This window comes from Pseudomonas sp. CCC3.1, assembly GCF_034347405.1.
GTDB lineage: Bacteria > Pseudomonadota > Gammaproteobacteria > Pseudomonadales > Pseudomonadaceae > Aquipseudomonas.
This window is the reverse complement of sequence record NZ_CP133778.1, coordinates 5,158,932-5,177,500: the sequence shown is the minus strand read 5'-3', so window position 1 is coordinate 5,177,500 and position 18,569 is coordinate 5,158,932. Positions and strand designations below refer to the sequence as shown.

9 protein-coding genes, 2 tRNA genes, 6 rRNA genes and 1 pseudogene (1 of these 18 only partly in view) are annotated in these 18,569 nt (G+C 54.0%); 17 read left to right on the top strand and 1 reads right to left on the bottom strand.

Annotated features, from left to right (window positions below; genetic code table 11):
* The 10 genes and pseudogenes from RHM56_RS22620 to RHM56_RS26025 all read left to right on the top strand — a co-directional run.
* Window positions 1-1,883, top strand: a 23S ribosomal RNA gene (locus tag RHM56_RS22620); it begins 1,009 nt to the left of the window's first position.
* A gap of 152 nt (window positions 1,884-2,035) precedes the next feature.
* Window positions 2,036-2,151, top strand: a 5S ribosomal RNA gene (gene rrf / locus RHM56_RS22615).
* Window positions 2,152-2,632: 481 nt separating this feature from the next.
* Window positions 2,633-4,169: ribosomal RNA gene (locus tag RHM56_RS22610) — 16S ribosomal RNA — on the top strand.
* Between the two features lie 122 nt (window positions 4,170-4,291).
* Window positions 4,292-4,368 (top strand) — tRNA-Ile (locus RHM56_RS22605).
* Between the two features lie 30 nt (window positions 4,369-4,398).
* A tRNA-Ala gene (locus RHM56_RS22600) sits at window positions 4,399-4,474 on the top strand.
* Window positions 4,475-4,710: 236 nt separating this feature from the next.
* A 23S ribosomal RNA gene (locus RHM56_RS22595) occupies window positions 4,711-7,602 on the top strand.
* Window positions 7,603-7,754: 152 nt separating this feature from the next.
* A 5S ribosomal RNA gene (gene rrf, locus RHM56_RS22590) occupies window positions 7,755-7,870 on the top strand.
* Between the two features lie 106 nt (window positions 7,871-7,976).
* Window positions 7,977-8,092 (top strand): 5S ribosomal RNA (rrf, locus tag RHM56_RS22585).
* Together the 16S, 23S and 5S rRNA genes with 2 tRNA genes alongside form the textbook arrangement of a ribosomal RNA operon.
* 486 nt (window positions 8,093-8,578) lie before the next feature.
* Window positions 8,579-9,604, top strand: a pseudogene (locus tag RHM56_RS26030) (cache domain-containing protein); the annotation flags it as partial.
* Between the two features lie 69 nt (window positions 9,605-9,673).
* Window positions 9,674-10,459, top strand: a complete 786-nt coding sequence (locus RHM56_RS26025; RefSeq protein WP_416194927.1) for a methyl-accepting chemotaxis protein — start codon at window positions 9,674-9,676, stop codon at window positions 10,457-10,459.
* 47 nt (window positions 10,460-10,506) lie between these two features.
* On the opposite strand, the gene RHM56_RS22575 is transcribed toward RHM56_RS26025, so the two are convergent.
* Window positions 10,507-11,205, bottom strand: coding sequence for a GntR family transcriptional regulator (locus RHM56_RS22575; RefSeq protein WP_322236236.1), 699 nt, complete (start codon window positions 11,203-11,205; stop codon window positions 10,507-10,509).
* A gap of 252 nt (window positions 11,206-11,457) precedes the next feature.
* Between RHM56_RS22575 and RHM56_RS22570 the strand changes: the two genes are divergently transcribed.
* The 7 genes from RHM56_RS22570 (at window position 11,458) to RHM56_RS22540 (ending at window position 18,487) form a co-directional block, all read left to right on the top strand.
* Window positions 11,458-13,083: a glycosyltransferase family 39 protein gene (locus RHM56_RS22570; protein ID WP_322236234.1), complete on the top strand. Its 1,626-nt coding sequence runs from the start codon at window positions 11,458-11,460 to the stop codon at window positions 13,081-13,083.
* The gene (locus tag RHM56_RS22565) at window positions 13,064-13,321 is read left to right on the top strand and encodes a DUF2789 domain-containing protein (RefSeq protein ID WP_322236232.1); all 258 of its coding nucleotides are present in this window, start codon (window positions 13,064-13,066) and stop codon (window positions 13,319-13,321) included. The genes RHM56_RS22570 and RHM56_RS22565 overlap by 20 nt, the downstream gene beginning before the upstream one ends.
* Window positions 13,322-13,421: 100 nt before the next feature.
* A complete protein-coding gene (locus RHM56_RS22560; protein WP_322236230.1) occupies window positions 13,422-13,853 on the top strand; it encodes a MarR family winged helix-turn-helix transcriptional regulator in 432 nt (143 codons plus the stop codon).
* The gene (locus RHM56_RS22555) at window positions 13,850-15,940 is read left to right on the top strand and encodes an FUSC family protein (protein WP_322236228.1); all 2,091 of its coding nucleotides are present in this window, start codon (window positions 13,850-13,852) and stop codon (window positions 15,938-15,940) included. Before RHM56_RS22560 ends, RHM56_RS22555 begins: the two co-directional genes overlap by 4 nt.
* Window positions 15,937-16,146 carry a DUF1656 domain-containing protein gene (locus tag RHM56_RS22550; RefSeq protein ID WP_322236226.1) on the top strand — a complete coding sequence of 70 codons (210 nt, stop codon included), beginning with the start codon at window positions 15,937-15,939 and terminating at the stop codon, window positions 16,144-16,146. The genes RHM56_RS22555 and RHM56_RS22550 overlap by 4 nt, the downstream gene beginning before the upstream one ends.
* The gene (locus tag RHM56_RS22545; protein ID WP_322236224.1) at window positions 16,143-17,045 is read left to right on the top strand and encodes an HlyD family secretion protein; all 903 of its coding nucleotides are present in this window, start codon (window positions 16,143-16,145) and stop codon (window positions 17,043-17,045) included. The genes RHM56_RS22550 and RHM56_RS22545 overlap by 4 nt, the downstream gene beginning before the upstream one ends.
* Window positions 17,042-18,487, top strand: a complete 1,446-nt coding sequence (locus tag RHM56_RS22540; RefSeq protein ID WP_322236222.1) for an efflux transporter outer membrane subunit — start codon at window positions 17,042-17,044, stop codon at window positions 18,485-18,487. Before RHM56_RS22545 ends, RHM56_RS22540 begins: the two co-directional genes overlap by 4 nt.
* The last annotated feature ends 82 nt before the right edge of the window (window positions 18,488-18,569 follow it).

Sequence of the window (18,569 nt, the reverse complement as noted above, 5' to 3'; positions counted from 1 at the left end):
TAAGTGGGAAACGATGTGGGAAGGCTTAGACAGCTAGGAGGTTGGCTTAGAAGCAGCCACCCTTTAAAGAAAGCGTAATAGCTCACTAGTCGAGTCGGCCTGCGCGGAAGATTTAACGGGGCTCAAACCATACACCGAAGCTACGGGTATCACTTAGGTGATGCGGTAGAGGAGCGTTCTGTAAGCCTGTGAAGGTGAGTTGAGAAGCTTGCTGGAGGTATCAGAAGTGCGAATGCTGACATGAGTAACGATAATGGGTGTGAAAAACACCCACGCCGAAAGACCAAGGTTTCCTGCGCAACGTTAATCGACGCAGGGTTAGTCGGTCCCTAAGGCGAGGCTGAAAAGCGTAGTCGATGGAAAACAGGTTAATATTCCTGTACTTCTGGTTATTGCGATGGAGGGACGGAGAAGGCTAGGCCAGCTTGGCGTTGGTTGTCCAAGTTTAAGGTGGTAGGCTGGAATCTTAGGTAAATCCGGGATTCTAAGGCCGAGAGCTGATGACGAGTGTTCTTTTAGAACACGAAGTGGTTGATGCCATGCTTCCAAGAAAAGCTTCTAAGCTTCAGGTAACCAGGAACCGTACCCCAAACCGACACAGGTGGTTGGGTAGAGAATACCAAGGCGCTTGAGAGAACTCGGGTGAAGGAACTAGGCAAAATGGCACCGTAACTTCGGGAGAAGGTGCGCCGGTGAGGGTGAAGCATTTACTGCGTAAGCCCACGCCGGTCGAAGATACCAGGCCGCTGCGACTGTTTATTAAAAACACAGCACTCTGCAAACACGAAAGTGGACGTATAGGGTGTGACGCCTGCCCGGTGCCGGAAGGTTAATTGATGGGGTTAGCTAACGCGAAGCTCTTGATCGAAGCCCCGGTAAACGGCGGCCGTAACTATAACGGTCCTAAGGTAGCGAAATTCCTTGTCGGGTAAGTTCCGACCTGCACGAATGGCGTAACGATGGCGGCGCTGTCTCCACCCGAGACTCAGTGAAATTGAAATCGCTGTGAAGATGCAGTGTATCCGCGGCTAGACGGAAAGACCCCGTGAACCTTTACTATAGCTTTGCACTGGACTTTGAATTTGCTTGTGTAGGATAGGTGGGAGGCTTTGAAGCGTGGACGCCAGTCTGCGTGGAGCCAACCTTGAAATACCACCCTGGCAACTTTGAGGTTCTAACTCAGGTCCGTTATCCGGATCGAGGACAGTGTATGGTGGGTAGTTTGACTGGGGCGGTCTCCTCCTAAAGAGTAACGGAGGAGTACGAAGGTGCGCTCAGACCGGTCGGAAATCGGTCGTAGAGTATAAAGGCAAAAGCGCGCTTGACTGCGAGACAGACACGTCGAGCAGGTACGAAAGTAGGTCTTAGTGATCCGGTGGTTCTGTATGGAAGGGCCATCGCTCAACGGATAAAAGGTACTCCGGGGATAACAGGCTGATACCGCCCAAGAGTTCATATCGACGGCGGTGTTTGGCACCTCGATGTCGGCTCATCACATCCTGGGGCTGAAGCCGGTCCCAAGGGTATGGCTGTTCGCCATTTAAAGTGGTACGCGAGCTGGGTTTAGAACGTCGTGAGACAGTTCGGTCCCTATCTGCCGTGGACGTTTGAGATTTGAGAGGGGCTGCTCCTAGTACGAGAGGACCGGAGTGGACGAACCTCTGGTGTTCCGGTTGTCACGCCAGTGGCATTGCCGGGTAGCTATGTTCGGGAAAGATAACCGCTGAAAGCATCTAAGCGGGAAACTTGCCTCAAGATGAGATCTCACTGGAACCTTGAGTTCCCTAAAGGGCCGTCGAAGACTACGACGTTGATAGGTTGGGTGTGTAAGCGCTGTGAGGCGTTGAGCTAACCAATACTAATTGCCCGTGAGGCTTGACCATATAACACCCAAGCAATTTGAGTCGAAGAGACCAGATTGCGGTGTGTGAAGACGATACAAACCGAAAGTTTGCAGCTCACAAAGCACCGATTCTATTACATACCCATTCGCTGGAGCGTTGACCGTAAGGTAAACGAGCTGGCTACCGAATTTCTTGACGACCATAGAGCATTGGAACCACCTGATCCCATCCCGAACTCAGTAGTGAAACGATGCATCGCCGATGGTAGTGTGGGGTTTCCCCATGTGAGAGTAGGTCATCGTCAAGATTAAATTCCAAAATCCCTGTCTGCTCACGCAGACAGGGATTTTGTTTTTGTATAAGTACAAGCTTTGTAAAAAGCATGTACTGCTGAGTAGGTCATTTACCTGGTTGGCAAATCGATTGAAAGTAGCAGGAAATGAGGTGTTGACAGCAGCGTGTAACGCTGTAGAATTCGCCTCCCGCTAACGAGAGATCGAAAGCGCAAGTGGTTGAAGTTGTTAAAGATTTCCAAGCGAAACTTTGAAAACTTCTTAAATAACCGCTTGACAGCAACAGAGGCTGCTGTAGAATGCGCGCCTCGGTTGAGCGAAAGCTTAACCAACCGCTCTTTAACAACTGAATCAAGCAATTCGTGTGGGTGCTTGTGGAGTCAGACTGATAGTCAAAAAGATTATCAGCATCACAAGTTACTCCGCGAGAAATCAAAGATGTAACCAACGATTGCTGAGCCAAGTTTAGGGTTTTCTCAAAACCCAAAGATGTTTGAACTGAAGAGTTTGATCATGGCTCAGATTGAACGCTGGCGGCAGGCCTAACACATGCAAGTCGAGCGGTAGAGAGGTGCTTGCACCTCTTGAGAGCGGCGGACGGGTGAGTAATACCTAGGAATCTGCCTGATAGTGGGGGATAACGTTCGGAAACGGACGCTAATACCGCATACGTCCTACGGGAGAAAGCAGGGGACCTTCGGGCCTTGCGCTATCAGATGAGCCTAGGTCGGATTAGCTAGTTGGTGAGGTAATGGCTCACCAAGGCTACGATCCGTAACTGGTCTGAGAGGATGATCAGTCACACTGGAACTGAGACACGGTCCAGACTCCTACGGGAGGCAGCAGTGGGGAATATTGGACAATGGGCGAAAGCCTGATCCAGCCATGCCGCGTGTGTGAAGAAGGTCTTCGGATTGTAAAGCACTTTAAGTTGGGAGGAAGGGCATTAACCTAATACGTTAGTGCTTTGACGTTACCGACAGAATAAGCACCGGCTAACTCTGTGCCAGCAGCCGCGGTAATACAGAGGGTGCAAGCGTTAATCGGAATTACTGGGCGTAAAGCGCGCGTAGGTGGTTTGTTAAGTTGAATGTGAAATCCCCGGGCTCAACCTGGGAACTGCATCCAAAACTGGCAAGCTAGAGTATGGTAGAGGGTGGTGGAATTTCCTGTGTAGCGGTGAAATGCGTAGATATAGGAAGGAACACCAGTGGCGAAGGCGACCACCTGGACTGATACTGACACTGAGGTGCGAAAGCGTGGGGAGCAAACAGGATTAGATACCCTGGTAGTCCACGCCGTAAACGATGTCAACTAGCCGTTGGGAGTCTTGAACTCTTAGTGGCGCAGCTAACGCATTAAGTTGACCGCCTGGGGAGTACGGCCGCAAGGTTAAAACTCAAATGAATTGACGGGGGCCCGCACAAGCGGTGGAGCATGTGGTTTAATTCGAAGCAACGCGAAGAACCTTACCAGGCCTTGACATCCAATGAACTTTCTAGAGATAGATTGGTGCCTTCGGGAACATTGAGACAGGTGCTGCATGGCTGTCGTCAGCTCGTGTCGTGAGATGTTGGGTTAAGTCCCGTAACGAGCGCAACCCTTGTCCTTAGTTACCAGCACGTAATGGTGGGCACTCTAAGGAGACTGCCGGTGACAAACCGGAGGAAGGTGGGGATGACGTCAAGTCATCATGGCCCTTACGGCCTGGGCTACACACGTGCTACAATGGTCGGTACAAAGGGTTGCCAAGCCGCGAGGTGGAGCTAATCCCATAAAACCGATCGTAGTCCGGATCGCAGTCTGCAACTCGACTGCGTGAAGTCGGAATCGCTAGTAATCGTGAATCAGAATGTCACGGTGAATACGTTCCCGGGCCTTGTACACACCGCCCGTCACACCATGGGAGTGGGTTGCACCAGAAGTAGCTAGTCTAACCTTCGGGAGGACGGTTACCACGGTGTGATTCATGACTGGGGTGAAGTCGTAACAAGGTAGCCGTAGGGGAACCTGCGGCTGGATCACCTCCTTAATCGACGACATCAGCTGCTCCATAAGTTCCCACACGAATTGCTTGATTCATTGAAGAAGACGATAGAAGCAACTTTAAGCTCCACGCTGATAGCACACGCTAACGGTTGCAAGCTCGAAATTGGGTCTGTAGCTCAGTTGGTTAGAGCGCACCCCTGATAAGGGTGAGGTCGGCAGTTCGAATCTGCCCAGACCCACCAATTTTGTGTGGAAAATGCCTGTAGAAATATGGGGCCATAGCTCAGCTGGGAGAGCGCCTGCCTTGCACGCAGGAGGTCAACGGTTCGATCCCGTTTGGCTCCACCATAAACTTGCTTCTGCATCGTAAAGCTTAGAAATGAGCATTCCATCAATGTGATGGTGAATGTTGATTTCTGATCTTTTGATTAGATCGTTCTTTAAAAATTTGGGTATGTGATAGAAAGATAGACTGAATAACATTTTCACTGGTGTTTATTCAGGCTAAGGTAAAATTTGTGAGTAATTGCAAGTTTTCGGCGAATGTCGTCTTCATAGTATAACCAGATTGCTTGGGGTTATATGGTCAAGTGAAGAAGCGCATACGGTGGATGCCTTGGCAGTCAGAGGCGATGAAAGACGTGGTAGCCTGCGAAAAGCTTCGGGGAGTCGGCAAACAGACTTTGATCCGGAGATGTCTGAATGGGGGAACCCACCTAACATAAGTTAGGTATCTTAAGCTGAATACATAGGCTTAAGAAGCGAACCAGGGGAACTGAAACATCTAAGTACCCTGAGGAAAAGAAATCAACCGAGATTCCCTTAGTAGTGGCGAGCGAACGGGGACCAGCCCTTAAGCTGTATTGATGTTAGCGGAACGCTCTGGAAAGTGCGGCCATAGTGGGTGATAGCCCTGTACGCGAAAACATCTTTGCAGTGAAATCGAGTAGGACGGAGCACGAGAAACTTTGTCTGAATATGGGGGGACCATCCTCCAAGGCTAAATACTACTGACTGACCGATAGTGAACTAGTACCGTGAGGGAAAGGCGAAAAGAACCCCGGAGAGGGGAGTGAAATAGATCCTGAAACCGTATGCGTACAAGCAGTGGGAGCTCACTTTGTTGGGTGACTGCGTACCTTTTGTATAATGGGTCAGCGACTTATTTTCAGTGGCAAGCTTAACCGAATAGGGGAGGCGTAGCGAAAGCGAGTCTTAATAGGGCGTCTAGTCGCTGGGAATAGACCCGAAACCGGGCGATCTATCCATGGGCAGGTTGAAGGTTGGGTAACACTAACTGGAGGACCGAACCGACTACCGTTGAAAAGTTAGCGGATGACCTGTGGATCGGAGTGAAAGGCTAATCAAGCTCGGAGATAGCTGGTTCTCCTCGAAAGCTATTTAGGTAGCGCCTCATGTATCACTGTAGGGGGTAGAGCACTGTTTCGGCTAGGGGGTCATCCCGACTTACCAAACCGATGCAAACTCCGAATACCTACAAGTGCCGAGCATGGGAGACACACGGCGGGTGCTAACGTCCGTCGTGAAAAGGGAAACAACCCAGACCGTCAGCTAAGGTCCCAAAGTTATGGTTAAGTGGGAAACGATGTGGGAAGGCTTAGACAGCTAGGAGGTTGGCTTAGAAGCAGCCACCCTTTAAAGAAAGCGTAATAGCTCACTAGTCGAGTCGGCCTGCGCGGAAGATTTAACGGGGCTCAAACCATACACCGAAGCTACGGGTATCACTTAGGTGATGCGGTAGAGGAGCGTTCTGTAAGCCTGTGAAGGTGAGTTGAGAAGCTTGCTGGAGGTATCAGAAGTGCGAATGCTGACATGAGTAACGATAATGGGTGTGAAAAACACCCACGCCGAAAGACCAAGGTTTCCTGCGCAACGTTAATCGACGCAGGGTTAGTCGGTCCCTAAGGCGAGGCTGAAAAGCGTAGTCGATGGAAAACAGGTTAATATTCCTGTACTTCTGGTTATTGCGATGGAGGGACGGAGAAGGCTAGGCCAGCTTGGCGTTGGTTGTCCAAGTTTAAGGTGGTAGGCTGGAATCTTAGGTAAATCCGGGATTCTAAGGCCGAGAGCTGATGACGAGTGTTCTTTTAGAACACGAAGTGGTTGATGCCATGCTTCCAAGAAAAGCTTCTAAGCTTCAGGTAACCAGGAACCGTACCCCAAACCGACACAGGTGGTTGGGTAGAGAATACCAAGGCGCTTGAGAGAACTCGGGTGAAGGAACTAGGCAAAATGGCACCGTAACTTCGGGAGAAGGTGCGCCGGTGAGGGTGAAGCATTTACTGCGTAAGCCCACGCCGGTCGAAGATACCAGGCCGCTGCGACTGTTTATTAAAAACACAGCACTCTGCAAACACGAAAGTGGACGTATAGGGTGTGACGCCTGCCCGGTGCCGGAAGGTTAATTGATGGGGTTAGCTAACGCGAAGCTCTTGATCGAAGCCCCGGTAAACGGCGGCCGTAACTATAACGGTCCTAAGGTAGCGAAATTCCTTGTCGGGTAAGTTCCGACCTGCACGAATGGCGTAACGATGGCGGCGCTGTCTCCACCCGAGACTCAGTGAAATTGAAATCGCTGTGAAGATGCAGTGTATCCGCGGCTAGACGGAAAGACCCCGTGAACCTTTACTATAGCTTTGCACTGGACTTTGAATTTGCTTGTGTAGGATAGGTGGGAGGCTTTGAAGCGTGGACGCCAGTCTGCGTGGAGCCAACCTTGAAATACCACCCTGGCAACTTTGAGGTTCTAACTCAGGTCCGTTATCCGGATCGAGGACAGTGTATGGTGGGTAGTTTGACTGGGGCGGTCTCCTCCTAAAGAGTAACGGAGGAGTACGAAGGTGCGCTCAGACCGGTCGGAAATCGGTCGTAGAGTATAAAGGCAAAAGCGCGCTTGACTGCGAGACAGACACGTCGAGCAGGTACGAAAGTAGGTCTTAGTGATCCGGTGGTTCTGTATGGAAGGGCCATCGCTCAACGGATAAAAGGTACTCCGGGGATAACAGGCTGATACCGCCCAAGAGTTCATATCGACGGCGGTGTTTGGCACCTCGATGTCGGCTCATCACATCCTGGGGCTGAAGCCGGTCCCAAGGGTATGGCTGTTCGCCATTTAAAGTGGTACGCGAGCTGGGTTTAGAACGTCGTGAGACAGTTCGGTCCCTATCTGCCGTGGACGTTTGAGATTTGAGAGGGGCTGCTCCTAGTACGAGAGGACCGGAGTGGACGAACCTCTGGTGTTCCGGTTGTCACGCCAGTGGCATTGCCGGGTAGCTATGTTCGGGAAAGATAACCGCTGAAAGCATCTAAGCGGGAAACTTGCCTCAAGATGAGATCTCACTGGAACCTTGAGTTCCCTAAAGGGCCGTCGAAGACTACGACGTTGATAGGTTGGGTGTGTAAGCGCTGTGAGGCGTTGAGCTAACCAATACTAATTGCCCGTGAGGCTTGACCATATAACACCCAAGCAATTTGAGTCGAAGAGACCAGATTGCGGTGTGTGAAGACGATACAAACCGAAAGTTTGCAACTCACAAAGCACCGATTCTATTACATACCCATTCGCTGGAGCGTTGACCGTAAGGTAAACGAGCTGGCTACTGAATTTCTTGACGACCATAGAGCATTGGAACCACCTGATCCCATCCCGAACTCAGTAGTGAAACGATGCATCGCCGATGGTAGTGTGGGGTTTCCCCATGTGAGAGTAGGTCATCGTCAAGATTAAATTCCAAAATCCCTGTCTGCTCACGCAGACAGGGATTTTGTTTTTGTAGAAGTCCCAAGTTTTCACAGACACGTTATCGCTAACGGTTCTGTCACAGAATTTCTTGACGACCATAGAGCATTGGAACCACCTGATCCCATCCCGAACTCAGTAGTGAAACGATGCATCGCCGATGGTAGTGTGGGGTTTCCCCATGTGAGAGTAGGTCATCGTCAAGATTGAATTCCGAAACCCCTGTCTGCTCACGCAGACAGGGGTTTTGTTTTTGCGTGATAGAAATACTCCAACATCCCCCTTCCTAAGTTTATTCGTAAGCAGCCAGTCAACACGTCTCGTGCATTTACGTGCCCAGCTGAACTGCCCCGAAAAACGCTGTCAGCAGCCTCCACGCGAGCAAGCGCAGTCGATAGACAAGCCCAGTCGTACAAAGCACTGATTCCCACGCAGACAGGACCATCCTTACTGGCAAGTTTGAAAGGTAGGCTCTCCCGTGCCTTACGATTATTCGCGAATTTGCGACAGCTCTTTCGCAGGACCAAGCAAATAACCGCCACCAACAGCTAAGTTTTCAGCCATTCATGCCGACAGCCTGATGAACAATGCGTGTATTGCACATTGAGGCCCGAACGAACCACAGCCCGAACGGCTGCACAGAGGTTTGAGCCCGCACGCATCCTCCCTATCGGCCTAAGAAGTCCCATGCTATGAATCTCAAGTTCAGCCATAAAATTCTTCTAGCCGCATCCGGTGTAGTAGTTTTGGCGTTTGCGTTGTTCACGTTGTACAACGACTACCTACAACGAAATACCATCAGGCAGAACATTGAATCGTCAGTGCAGCAGGCGGGTAGCCTGACTGCCAGCAGCGTCCAGAATTGGTTGAGCGGCCGTATCCTGATGCTGGAGAGCCTTGCACAGAACGTTGTTCACCAAGGTAATCAGGCTGACCTCCCTGGGCTGATCGACCAGCCAGCGTTCACCTCGAACTTTCAGTTCACCTACATGGGTCAAGCCAATGGCGTGTTTACTCAACGCCCGGACGCCAAAATGCCCGATGGCTATGACCCGCGTGAGCGCCCTTGGTACAAGCAAGGAGTGGAGGCGGGCAAGACTATGCTTACACCGCCTTACATGGCGGCTGTAGGAGGGATGATTGTGACCATCGCCATGCCTGTCAAAAAGGATGGCCAGCTACTGGGCGTAGTGGGTGGCGACTTGAGCCTGGAGAGTCTGGTCAAGATCATCAACTCAGTTGATTCCGGCGGCTTGGGCTACGCTTTTTTGGTGAGCGGCGACGGTCAAGTCATCGTCAGCCCAGATAAAGACCAGGTGATGAAAAACCTGCGTGATATCTACCCTGCCAGTTCTCTGAAGATCGAGACGGGGATTCAGGAAGTGACGCTTAATGGTCAGGAGCGGATCATCTCTTTCACCCCCGTGACCGGTTTACCATCTGCAGATTGGTACATTGGTCAGTCACTGGATAAAGAAAAAGCCTACGCACCGCTTTCTAAATTTCGCACTTCTGCATTAGTCGCGATGTTTATTGCCGTAGCCGTGATTGCACTCCTGCTGAGCCTGTTGATTCAAGTGCTGATGCGCCCACTGAGAACCATGGGGCGCGCCATGCAAGACATTGCTCAAGGCGAAGGTGATCTGACACGCCGTCTGGTGATTGAGAACAAAGATGAGTTTGGCGAGTTGGCCGGCTCATTCAATCAGTTTGTTGAGCGTATTCACGCGTCTATTTCCGAAGTGTCCTCCGTCACTCGTCAGGTACACGACTTGTCCGAGCGGGTGATGTCATCGTCTAACGCCTCAATTATTGGCTCAGACGAACAAAGCGCGCGTACCAACAGCGTTGCCGCCGCTATCAACGAACTGGGGGCTGCCACTCAGGAGATCGCGCGTAATGCCGCGGATGCTTCGCAGCATGCCAGCGGAGCCAGCGAACAAGCCGACGATGGCCGCAAAGTGGTTGAGCAGACCATCCAGGCCATGACTGAACTCTCACAAAAGATCAGTTTGTCCTGCGCGCAAATCGAAACCCTGAATGCCAGCACCGACAACATTGGTCACATACTGGATGTGATCAAAGGTATCTCCCAGCAAACCAACTTGCTGGCCCTCAATGCGGCCATTGAGGCTGCGCGTGCGGGTGAAGCAGGTCGCGGGTTTGCCGTGGTCGCGGATGAGGTGCGCAACCTCGCTCACCGCACTCAGGAGTCGGCAGAGGAGATCCACAAAATGATTACCTCGTTGCAAGTCGGCTCCCGCGAGGCTGTCAGCACCATGAACGCCAGCCAGACCTCCAGTGAAGACAGTGTGGAGGTGGCCAATCAGGCCGGTGCCCGTTTGATCAGCGTGACTCAGCGTATCGAAGAAATTGACGGCATGAACCAATCGGTAGCGGCGGCCACGGAAGAGCAGACCGCAGTGGTAGAGAGCCTAAACGTGGATATCAACCAAATTAACCTGCTCAACCAACAAGGCGTGGTCAACCTCAACGAAACGCTCAAAGACTGTGATGCGCTTTCGCAGCAAGCAAGTCGCCTCAAACAACTGGTCGACAGTTTTAAAATCTGAGGCTCACGCACTTCACTGACTTATCCACAGCCCTGGCATATTACATGTCAGGGCTGTTTTGGTTTCTGGCTGCTCAAAAACTGAGTAATCGCTTGAATTGCACGCTGTAGATGCAGTTCCAGTTCCGCGACACAGCCTTCAACATCGCCGGCTTGAGCATGACGCAGTAACGCTCGGTGATCGTCCTGAGACAACCTGCCCAAGTTCATCTGTTCAAGGTTGAAGCGCAAAAAGCGTTCTTCTTCAACCAGCCCGTTTTCGATTAACGCCAACAGCTTTTTGTTCGGGGCCTTGCGGTAAAGCGCTTGGTGAAAGAGCCGATTAAGTGTGCCAATCTTTGCGAAATCAGTTTCGACTTCAAGCGCCTCGATGTAGCCAGAAGCCGCCTCGAAATCCTCCTCTTTCAACAGCGGCAGTGACAAGCGCAAGGCTTGAGCTTCAAGCAAGAATCGAAGCTCATAGGTTTCCAGCGAGCTGTCCTCAATCAAAGGTGCAACGACCGCGCCCTTGTGCTGTACAACCTGCAATAAACCTTGGGACTCCAACTGGCGCAAAGCCTCGCGAACCGGCATGCGACTGACGCCGAACAACTCTGCCAATGCTTGCTGTCGGATAGCCGTACCGCAGGGTAAACGGCCATCGAGAATGGCGTTGCGCAAAGCCTCTTCAATTACCGACCGCGCCAAATGGGCAGGTATAGGGCCGTGTATTTCTATACTGCTTAAAGGACTGTGTTTTACGCTCACGTTGATACGACTCAGGGCAGAAATGAAGCGCGTTTATTTGGATCCAATTCAAGTTAGGTACTGGCTCCATCCTTGTCAAACCCAGTTACAACTAGTTTAGCGCGTCTGAACACCAAGCGATTGCAGGGGGCCACTATCTTTTAGGTTGGCGACATACATCAGACACGCTTCTCCTTTTGCTGAAGCTTGTGCCCTACAATCGCGAAAGTAAAAACGACTCCACTCGGAGTCTTAATGCACAGCGGGTGAAGGATGGGCGTCATCAGTAATAACAATCTGGACAAGCAACTGTTCCAGCGTCTGGAGCCGTCCCGCAATGTGCTGGTCCGACTGGTTCGTCAGCCATGGCTATGGGGCATTGTGTTCTTGGCGTCGACAGTGCGGTTCTACGGCTCAACGGTTTCTGCTATTTGGTGCGACGAAGGCTCCAGCTTAATGTTGAGCAACGACTCGCTCAGCGGCATCTGGTTTCATGCGGCACACGATGTTCATCCACCGCTGTATTTCATGTTATTGCATGGCTGGATTGCATTGTTTGGCGACAGCCTTGCTTCGATACGCGCCCTGAGCGTTCTGCCGGGCATCGCAAGTGTGTTCCTTGGGATGTGGTTAGTGCGCCTGATCGCGACCCAACGGGCTGCGTTACTCGCGGGCATCTTGTTGGCGATGCTGCCGACCGCCGTGCGCTACAGCCAGGAAGTGCGGATGTACTCGCTACTGGGAATGTGGCTGATCGCGGCAACGATTGCGTTGGTCTACTGGGTCAAAAGTCCGCATAAAACCCGTTACCTGGCTATCTACACCGTGCTGATGACCGCTGCGTTTTACACCCACTATTTCACGGCTTTTTGCGTCATCGCTCACTGGCTGTACCTGCTGCTTTTGAGTGCCCGCAACAGCGTCGCGGGTGCGCTGATCAAGCGTCCGGTCTGGTGGATTTCCAACGCTTCCATTGTGTTGTTGTTCGCGCCTTGGCTTCCGGGGCTGGTTGACTTGCTGCAACACATGGACGAACTCAAAGCCGGTGGGGATGTGGGCTGGGAGACCCCTGTCGATGCGCGCGCTTTGCCGTCCATGATCTGGCAAGTGCTGATGCAGAACGAAGGCACGAATCTTCCAGAGCCATTATTTTGGCTGGCCCCCTTCGCGCTCTTTGCGGGTGCTGTTTGGGTCGCCGCAAGAGACAACACACCCTACAAATTTCACGCCCTGATCGTGATTTACACCCTGCTGCCGATCCTGCTGATTTACGCGATCTCGTTTGCTTCGCCTATGTTTATAGAGCGTTATGTGACGTTCGCAGCCCTTGGCTTGCCGTTAATTGTCGCGATAGCGGTTGATCGCTTGCTTAAGCACAGACGGGCCTTGGCGATCTCAGTGTTTGCACTGTTCCTGGGCGTTGAATGCGTGGGCCTGCGCGGTAACTTAACCGGCGACGTCGACCGCTTTGACCAGTTGGTTGCGCATGTAAATCAGCAGTTTTTGCCCGGCGACCGGATTATCGTCAGCGATTTATTCTGGTACTTCAGCTACGTCTACTACAACAAAACCCATGTCCAGCCCATGCTCTACACGCCTCCGACCCCAGAAGGCTTGTCCGGGCGGCCGACAGCTTATGGTTTTGGCACACTGGTTAATGCCGATGGCGCCAAAATCTACATGGATCATCTGGCTGACTTGCCCGCGGCCCCGGGTCGCATCTGGCTGGTCAGCAGCAGCGTGCAACCGGATGACTTCGCGCCCATTCCAGCAGGCTGGGACAAAACCCAGGATCTGATCATCAATGACACTCAGGTTCGACTATATTTGACCTGCGGCGCCGACAACTGTGGCCGCGACCTTAAAGGGAGTTCACTTGATGGAGGAGCCCACCCATAGCCTCCCAGCGTTGTTCAAACAACTGGGATTGCCTTCTGGACCGGCTGATATCGAGAAATTTGTCACCACGCACTCGCCGCTCAAGCCCGACTTGAAACTGGCGGACGCGTGTTTTTGGACAGATTCTCAAGCCGACTTCTTGCGCAAAGAAATTCATGGCGATGCCGATTGGGCCGAAGTGGTCGATCAGTTAAACCTCATGCTCCATGGAAAACCGATCACAGGTAAGCAGAATTAATTAGCAACACTTGACTGCGTTCATTTGGCCGCGCAGTATTAATAGTTAGCAAACTAACAATATGTGATGCCTCTTGCCTGACTCCCTTGATCAACTCCAAATGAGCATCAGCACCGCCATGGTGGTTGCGACTCGCCATTGGCGTCGCGTCTGCCAAACCACGCTGCTCAACTACGGAATCTCCGAAGCTTGCGCCATGCCGCTGCTGATTATCGGCCGCTTGGGTGAAGGCGTGCGGCAAGTCACTGTGGCCCAGGCGGCCGGCATGGAAAGCCCGTCGCTGGTGCGCTTGCTCGATCAAATGTGCAAGGCGGGTTACGTACTGCGCAATGAAGACCCCAGCGATCGACGCGCCAAAACCTTGAGCTTGACCGACACCGGCCGTGCGCTAGTGCAATCGATAGAAGCTCAACTGGTGCAACTGCGGCGTGCTGCGCTGGCGGGTGTTTCCTTAGCTGATCAGGAAGCCGCACTCAGAGTGATCAAAGCCTTTGACGCCGCAGGCCAACTGCCGGATGGAGCCGCTTCTTGAACGGCTTCTTCAGCAGCGTGCCGCCTGCTCGCGACTGGTTCTATGGCGTGCGCACCTTCGCGGCATCGATGATCGCGCTGTACATCGCCTTGTTAATGGAAATGCCCCGTCCGTATTGGGCCATGGCCACGGTCTATATCGTCTCCAGCCCCTTCGTCGGGCCGACCAGCTCCAAGGCCGTCTACCGTGCCCTTGGCACCTTGCTGGGCGCCTCGGCGGCGGTTTTCTTTGTTCCGTTATTTGTGCAAACACCGTTTTTACTGGTGCTGGTGATCGCGCTGTGGACGGGCATTTTGCTGTTCTTGTCATTGCACCTGCGCACCGCCAACAGCTACGTCTTCATGCTGGCGGGCTACACCATGCCGATGATCGCTTTGCCGATTGTGGACAACCCGCTCAACGTTTTTGACATCGCCGTCTCACGTACCGAAGAAATCATGCTCGGCATCGTGTGTGCGGCCGTGGTGGGCAGCATGTTCTGGCCACGACGCCTGACGCCGGTCTTCATCGACTCGGCCAGCAAATGGTTTATTGATGCGGCCAATTACAGCAAGCACTTCCTGGCCCGTGATGTAGACCCAAGTAAAGCCAGCGGCCTGCGCTCGTCCATGGTGGCGACCTTCAACACCCTTGAGTTGATGATTGGCCAGTTGCCGCATGACGGCGCGCACCCGCAGACCGTTCGCAACACCAAAGAACTGCGCGGGCGCATGATCCATTTACTGCCCGTGGTTGATGCGCTGGACGATGCCCTTTACGCCCTTGAGCGGCGCACCCCGGAGTTGGTCGATAAAGTGACGCCGGTGCTCGATCACGCACGCACATGGCTTGAAAAAACCAGTGACGGCGCCCCGGTTGAACAGTGGAAAGCGTTGCGCCATGAGCTGGAATTACTGCAACCCAGCGCCGAAGCGCTGGATGATCGCCGTCAGTTACTGCTGTCCAACGTGCTCTACCGACTGGGTGAGTGGATCGATTTGTGGCAAGACTGCCGCAGCCTGCAATTGGCCATTGCCACGGGCGATCAAGAAGTTTGGCGCGCGGTTTATCGGCATTGGCGGCTCGGTCGCCTGACCCCTTTTCTAGACCGTGGCCTGATGTTGTATTCGGCATTTTCCACTGTCACCGCCATCGTCATCGCGTGCGTCCTGTGGATCCTGCTCGGCTGGACTGACGGCGCCAGCGCAGTGATCTTGGCGGCCGTAGCCTGCAGCTTCTTTGCGGCCATGGATGACCCCGCGCCGCAGATTTACCGATTCTTCTTCTGGACCTCGCTGTCGGTAGTGTTCGCCAGCCTGTATCTGTTTGTGATCCTGCCCAACCTGCATGATTTTCCGATGCTGGTGCTGGCATTCGCGGTGCCGTTTATTTGCGTCGGCACCCTGACCGTCCAGCCGCGTTTCTACCTGGGCACCTTGCTGACCATCGTCAATACGGCGTCTTTCATCAGCATCCAAGGTGCTTACGATGCTGACTTTCAGGTGTTCATCAACGCCAACCTGGCGGGGCCGATCGGGCTGCTGTTTGCGTTCGTCTGGACCCTGATCGCGCGTCCGTTTGGCGCCGAACTCGCGGCCAAACGCCTGACCCGTTTCAGTTGGCGCGACATCGTCAAACTGACCAAGCCCGCCACCTTGGCCGAGCATCGGCAAATGGGGGCGCAAATGCTTGACCGCCTGATGCAGCACTTGCCGCGCCTGGCCATGACCGGGCAAGACACTGGCGTGGCGCTGCGTGAACTGCGCGTGGCGCTGAACCTTCTCGACTTGCTGGCCTACGCCCCGCGTGTCACAGGCGGGCCGCAACTGTTGTTGCGCCAAGTGGTCAGTGAAGTGGGCGATTACTTTCGCGCCTGCCTTTCAGCCGGTGAGCGTTTGCCCGTGCCCAGCGCCCTGCAAATGACCCTGGACCGTACCCGTCGTGCGCTCAATGCAAACGCCCTGCAAGGCGAAAGTGAAGCCCGCGTTCACCTGCTGCACGCGCTTAGCGGCTTGCGTTTGGCACTGCTGCCGGGTGTGGAATTCATTGTGGACAACGACAACCTGCAACACCCGCATGTTCAGGGCATTGATGGAGCACCGCTATGATCGGAGAGATCGATATCAGCGGGGTATTCCTGCCAACGCTCCTGGTGTTGATGGGCATCACCTACTTACTGTTTCTGGTGGTTCACGCAGTGCTGACGCGTGTGCACTTTTACCGTCTGGTCTGGCACCGGGCTTTGTTCAACGTCGGTCTCTACGCTCTGTTACTCGGCGTTGTGGATTCGTTTAGTCGATATCTAATGACATGAAAAAACCTTTAATGACCTTGGGCAGCGTTGTTCTCACCTTGTTGGTGGTGGCTTTTGCCTGCGTCGTGGTCTGGCGCATGACCATGTACTACATGTTTGCCCCGTGGACCCGCGATGGCCATATCCGTGCTGACGTGGTGCAAATCTCTCCCGATGTGTCGGGTTTGATCAAGCAAGTGGATGTGCGCGACAACCAGCCTGTAACCCGCGATCAGGTGTTGTTCATCATCGACCAGGAGCGTTACAAACTGGCCCTGCGTCAGGCTCAGGCGACAGTGGCTGATCGCAAGGAAACACTGGCGCAGGCCCAGCGTGAAAATCGACGTAACCGAGGCTTGGGTAACCTGGTCGCCCGTGAGCAACTGGAAGAAAGCCAGTCGCGTGAAATGCGTGCGCAGGCGGCGCTGACCGAAGCCGAAGTGGCGGTCGACAGTGCACAGCTCAACCTGGATCGCACCGTGGTGCGTAGCCCGGTTGATGGCTACGTCAACGACCGCGCGCCGCGGGTCAACGAATTCGTGACCGCCGGGCGGCCGGTCTTGTCGATTGTCGACAGCAGCTCATTCCACATCGATGGTTACTTTGAAGAAACCAAACTCGATGGCATCCATGTAGGCCAGAGCGTTGATATTCGGGTGGTCGGCGATGACGCCCGTTTGCGCGGCCATGTTGAAAGCATCGTGGCCGGCATCGAAGACCGCGACCGCACCAGCGGCCAGAACCTGCTGCCCAACGTCAACCCGGCCTTCAGCTGGGTACGGCTGGCGCAACGGATCCCTGTGCGCATCGTCTTTGATGATGTCCCTGAAGATTTCCGCATGATCGCCGGGCGCACTGCGACAGTCTCCATCATCCCGGACTCCCCCAAGGCCCAGGCTGCGCAGGAGAAGGCGCAATGAAAGCTGTTCACCTGGCAGCCGTAGGCCTGGGTTTGCTGTTGTCAGGCTGTCAGATGGTCGGGCCTGACTATCAACTGCCCAAAGACTCGGCCATGCAGCGTCCAGACGTGCAGGGTGAGTTAGCGGGTGAGGGCGCCAATGTTGTATCGGCGCCGGTGCCAAACGATTGGTGGAAGCTCTACCAAGACCCGACGCTGAACGAGCTGGTCCGTCAGGCCATGGCTTCCAACACCAACCTGCGGGTGGCTGCGGCAAACCTGTCGCGTGCGCGGGCCCAGGTTGAACAAGCACAATCGGCGGGTGGCTGGAGTGCTTCGGTAAAGGCGGGGGCGCAACGTCTTCAAGAGTCAGGCGAAGCCTTCCTGCTGGCTGACAAAGTGCCCGTGGCAAACGTTGGCGACCTCGGCATCAGCACCTCGTACCAGTTCGATTTGTGGGGCACCTTGAAACGCGGCATCGAAGCGGCGCAGGCCAATGCCGATGCGACCCAAGCGGCCGCTGATACCGCGCGCATCACTGTGGTTGCTGATGTTGTTCGCGCTTACACCCAAGTCTGTGCAGCCAATGAAGAGCGTGAAATCGCTGAAGACTCGCTAAAACTGCAAGCGCAAACCACCTCACTGACTCAGCGCCTGCGTGATGCCGGTCGAGGTGATGAAACCCAGGTCACGCGCTCCGAAACCCAGTTCAAATCCTTGCGTGCTGAATTGCCGCGTTATGAGGCGTTGCGTCAGGCGGGACTGTTTCGTTTGTCGATGCTGCTCGCCAAACCGCTGGACCAACTGCCGGCCCCGGTAGCCACCTGTGCTGAGCTTCCGCATATGGCGCAACTGCTGCCGGTAGGCGACGGTGCGGCGTTGCTCAAACGCCGTCCGGACGTGCGCCAGGCCGAACGCCATTTGGCCGCCGCCACGGCTCAAATTGGCGTGGCCACCGGTTCGTTGTACCCAGACATCAGCATCGGCGCGAGCATTGGCACTGTCGGCATAGTGGACAACCTCGGCACTGCGCCGACCAATCGCTGGGGCTTTGGTCCTCTGTTGAGCTGGACCATTCCCACCAACGGCTCCAGAGCGCGGATTCGAGAAGCCGAAGCGGCCACCCAAGGTGCGCTGGCAACGTTTGATGGTGTGGTGTTGAACGCTATTCGTGAAACCCAGACCAGCCTGGTGCAATACACCGCCTTGCTTCAGCGCCGTGATGCATTGGCCGATGCCGACGCCTCGGCCAAAACGGCTGCCGACCAGACCCATCAGTTCTTCCAGGCCGGGCGCGCTTCCTTCCTTTCAGACTTGCAGGCCACACGTACCTACACCGACGTTCGGGCGCAGCTGGCGGCTGCCAACACACAAGTGGCCATGAGTCAGATTGATCTGTTTTTGGCCCTGGGGGGCGGCTGGGAAAGTGGTCGTGCACCGGCGCCAGCCAACGCGAAACCATGACAGTAATGTCACGCAGTTAATGGCGAGCGAGGGCTAATATCTGGACATTAGGATGCTGCCTTTAATTCTGTAGGAATAATCA